Source organism: Leucobacter soli (assembly GCF_042659205.1).
GTDB classification, from domain to species: Bacteria; Actinomycetota; Actinomycetes; order Actinomycetales; family Microbacteriaceae; genus Leucobacter; species Leucobacter soli.
Window position 1 is genome coordinate 1 of sequence record NZ_JBHSRW010000205.1, and the last position, 4,089, is coordinate 4,089.

A 4,089-nucleotide genomic window follows, 5' to 3' on the forward strand; every position below is an offset into this window, starting at 1 on the left:
CAGGCCCAGTTCGTACCGCGCAGCGTGCCGCCGTCGCACGGGGAGCGGTTCGCGGCCACCCGCGAGTGGGCTCTGCGCCATCTGCCGGAGCCGCTGCCGGTGGCGCGCCTGGCCGAGCACGCGAACGTCTCTCCGCGCACGTTCGCCCGGGTGTTCCTGGGCGAGACCGGATACACGCCGATGCGCTGGGTGATGCGCGCTCGGCTCGATCTCGCGCGGGAGATGCTCGAGAACACGACGCGGAGCGTGGACGAGATCGCGGATGCGACGGGCCTCGGCACGGGGGCGAACCTGCGGCTGCACTTCCGCCGCGTGCTGGGCACCTCGCCGACCGAGTACCGGCGCGCGTTCACTCAGGGGGAGTAGGGGAGGATCGCCCGGAACGAGACTTGGCAGTATCCTTTCGAGCATCGTCATTCTTGCCACTGGAGGGATCCTGCCGGCCCGGCCAGAATCGACGTGGAGGAGTGATACTCACATGAATCATCGCATTGCCATCAACGGGTTCGGCCGCATCGGCCGCGGAGTCCTGCGGGCGCTGCTGGAGCAGCGCACCGAACTCGAGATCGTCGCCGTGAACGACCTCACCGACGGGGCCGCACTGGCGCAGTTGTTCAACTTCGACTCGAACTACGGCCGTGCGCCCGAACGCGCCACGGTCGAACGCGTCTCCGCAGACGGCGCCGCGGACGATTCCGCGGACGGAGCCGAGAACGGCGCCGACGCGGAGTTCCTCGTGATCGGGGAACGGCGGATCCGACTGCTCACCGAGCGGGATCCCGGGAATCTGCCGTGGGCCGAGCTGGGCGTCGACGTGGTGCTCGAATCGACGGGACGCTTCAACTCGGCCGAGGACGCCGGGCGGCACCTGACGGCAGGCGCGAAGCGGGTGCTCGTCAGCGCGCCGGCGTCCGGCGCCGAGGTCACCCTGGTCAAGGGCGTCAACTGGGACATGTACGATCCGGCGGCGCATCGCATCGTCTCGAACGCGTCGTGCACCACGAATGCGCTCGCACCGCTCGCGAAGGTGCTGCACGAGCTCGCGGGGATCCGGCAGGGCTTCATGTCGACGGTGCACGCCTACACCGCGGATCAGAACCTCGTCGACGGCCCGCACGGGGATCCGCGCCGCGCGCGCTCCGCGGCCACGAACATCAGCCCGACGTCGACCGGCGCCGCCAAGGCCATCGGGCTCGTGCTGCCCGAGCTCGATGGCAGGCTGGCGGGTGACGCGATCCGCGTGCCCGTTCCCGTGGGCTCGATCGTGGAGCTCACGGCGCAGGTCGAGCGCGCCGTGACGGCGGAGGAGATTCGCGCCGCCTACCGCGCTGCTGCTGCCGGCCCGATGGCGGGAGTGCTCGCCTACTCCGAGGATCCGCTCGTCTCGTCGGACATCGTCGCCGACCCGCACTCCTCGATCTTCGACTCCGGACTCGTGCGCGTGATGGGCGACCACGTCAAGGTGTCGGCCTGGTACGACAACGAGTGGGGGTTCTCGCACCGCGCCGCCGAGACGCTCGAGATGCTCGCCGAGAGCTGAGGCTGGGCGGGCCGGGCTCAGGGCGAACCGGGCTCTGAGCGGACCGGCGTTGGGTGGGCCGGGCTCTGAGTGAGCCGGGGCGACTGCCCCTTCCCGCCTTGCCGCTGCCGCCCGCGTCACCCTCTCACCCCTTCCCTCCTGACCGGTGGCCCCCTTCCTGACGAGCGGCCGCCGTACACACCGGGCAGAACGGGGCCGCTCGTCAGGAAGGGGGCCGTTCGTCAGGGGAGGGATGTGCCGGCCGCCATCGTGGCCGCGCGCGGACGGGCGGCAGGCAACGCACGGGCGGCATGCGGGCGGCGGGCGGCATGCGGCGCCCCGCCCGGCCCTACTCGGAGCCGAGCGTGGAGGTGCGGGCGACGAGCCGCGGCTGGAAGACGATCTGTTCGGGTCGGTGATCCCCGTCGGCCTCCCGCATCAGGAGTTCGACGGCGGTCGCGCCGATCTCCGCAGACGGCTGCCGGACCGAGGTGATCGGTACGACGGCCGCGCCCGCGAAGTCGATGTCGTCGTAGCCGACCAGCGCGATGTCCTCGGGGACGCGGAGCGAGCCGGTCATGACGAGCGCCTGGATCACGCCCATGGCGAGGAGATCGTTCGCGGCGAAGATCGCGTCGGGCCGCTGCTCGGCCGGCATGGCGACGATCTCCTCGCCGATGCGCCGGCCTTCCAGCACGGTGAGCGCCTGCGTCGGGTGCACGGTGAGCGAGACGTCCGCGTGGGCGGCGACGACCGCCTGCGTGCCTTCGAGGCGCTGGGACACCTGCTCGATGCTGAGCGGACCGCCGATGAAGGCGATCCGCCGCCGGCCGATGTCGATGAGGTGCTGAGTGGCGACGCGCCCGCCCTCGACATCGTCGACGGAGACGGACGAGAAGGATCGATCCGAGCTGCCGCGGTCGACGAGCACGACCGGCGTGCCGGACTCCCGCAGGTGCCAGAGTCGCGACAGGTCGGTGTGCACGGGGGAGATCAGGAGGCCGGCCACCCGCTGCTCCTCGAAGAGCTCGAGCAGGGTGGCCTCGCGCGAGCTGGACTCGTCGCTGCCGCCGAGGAGGATCGTGAAGCCGGACTCGAGCGCCCTGTCCTGCGCACCGTGGGCAAGGTCGGTGAAGAAGGGGTTGCGAGTGTCGAGAACGACGAGTCCGATGGTCCGGCTGCGGCCGGCGCGCAGTTGCCGTGCGGCGTCGTTGCGCACGAAGCCGAGCCGCTCGATCGCCGCGGTGACCCGCTCGACGGTGCCGGGGGAGACCTTGCCCGGATGGTTGAGCACGTTCGAGACCGTGCCGACGGAAACGCCGGCCTCGCGGGCGACGTCGCGCACACTGGCGGCCATGGAATCGGGCCTCCTTCGGCAATGGGCGGGTGGATCGAACGGCGCGAACAGTGCGAACAGTGCCGTGGTTCCGCAGTCTAGCGCGACTATTGAAACGCTTCAATAACGGTTGGCTTCGTAATGGTCCAGAAACTTGACCGAAATGCGATGGTGTGTTTACACTCGCAGTGTTCAAAGATTGAAACGATTCATTTCGTTTCTCGAAACTCCGCATGATCGCCGTCGCGACGGCAGAAGGCTCGTGAATTCGATGAAGAGATCACCAGTGGACGCCCCCGCTCTCGAGCTGCGGGGCGTCACGAAGGCCTTCGGGCAGGTGGTCGCGCTCCGAGACGGCGAACTCGCCCTGCGCTCGGGCTCGATCCACGCGCTCGTCGGCGAGAACGGCGCCGGAAAGTCGACGGTCGTGAAGATCATCGCCGGCCTCTACCGCCGCGACGCGGGCGAGATCCGACTCGCCGGCGAGCCCGTCGACTTCACCAGCACCGCCGAGGCCAAGAGCGCCGGCATCGCCGTCATCTACCAGGAGCCGACGCTGTTCCCCGACCTCTCGGTGACCGAGAACATCTTCATGGGGCGCCAGCCGCGCGGACGCTTCGGCCGGATCGACCGGGCGGCGATGCGCGCCGAGGTCGAGTCGCTCTTCGCCCAGCTCGGCGTCACGATGGACCCGGATCGCACGGCCGACGGCCTCTCGATCGCCGACCAGCAGATGATCGAGATCGCGAAGGCCGTCTCGCTCGAGGCGCAGGTGCTGATCATGGACGAGCCGACCGCGGCGCTCTCGGGCGTCGAGGTCCAGCGGCTCTTCCAGGTCGCCCGCTCGCTCCGCGACGAGGGCCGCGCGCTCCTCTTCATCTCGCACCGCTTCGACGAGGTGTTCGACCTCTGCGACACCATCACCGTCATGCGCGACGGCAGCTACGTGTCGACCACCGCGACGGCGGACACCGACCCCGATCGGGTCGTCGCCGAGATGGTGGGCCGTGAGATCACCGAGTTGTTCCCGAAGCTGGACGCGGAGATCGGCGAGCCGCTGCTCGAGGTCGCCGGGCTCACGAGCCCCGGCGTGTTCTCGGACATCGGCTTCACCGTGCGCGCGGGCGAGATCGTCGGCCTGGCCGGACTCGTCGGAGCCGGCCGCAGCGAGGTCGCCCGCGCGATCTTCGGCGTCGACGGCTACCGCTCCGGCAGCGTGCGCGTCGCCGGCAAG

Annotated in this window: 4 protein-coding genes; 3 read left to right on the forward strand and 1 reads right to left on the reverse strand. The window is 70.1% G+C overall.

Going from position 1 to position 4,089, the window contains the following annotated elements; all coding sequences use genetic code 11:
* Positions 1-366 (forward strand): helix-turn-helix domain-containing protein (locus ACFPZL_RS10750; protein ID WP_382335389.1); only part of this gene is annotated, 366 nt, incomplete at its 5' end.
* Positions 367-478: 112 nt separating this feature from the next.
* The gene (gap, locus tag ACFPZL_RS10755) at positions 479-1,540 is read left to right on the forward strand and encodes a type I glyceraldehyde-3-phosphate dehydrogenase (RefSeq protein WP_218116267.1); all 1,062 of its coding nucleotides are present in this window, start codon (positions 479-481) and stop codon (positions 1,538-1,540) included.
* A 328-nt stretch (positions 1,541-1,868) separates the two neighbouring features.
* Here the strand turns inward: gap and ACFPZL_RS10760 are convergent, their stop codons facing one another.
* Positions 1,869-2,876: a LacI family DNA-binding transcriptional regulator gene (locus ACFPZL_RS10760; RefSeq protein WP_218115947.1), complete on the reverse strand. Its 1,008-nt coding sequence runs from the start codon at positions 2,874-2,876 to the stop codon at positions 1,869-1,871.
* 250 nt (positions 2,877-3,126) lie between these two features.
* Between ACFPZL_RS10760 and ACFPZL_RS10765 the strand changes: the two genes are divergently transcribed.
* The coding region (locus ACFPZL_RS10765; protein WP_382335391.1) for a sugar ABC transporter ATP-binding protein at positions 3,127-4,089 on the forward strand (963 nt) is incomplete at its 3' end.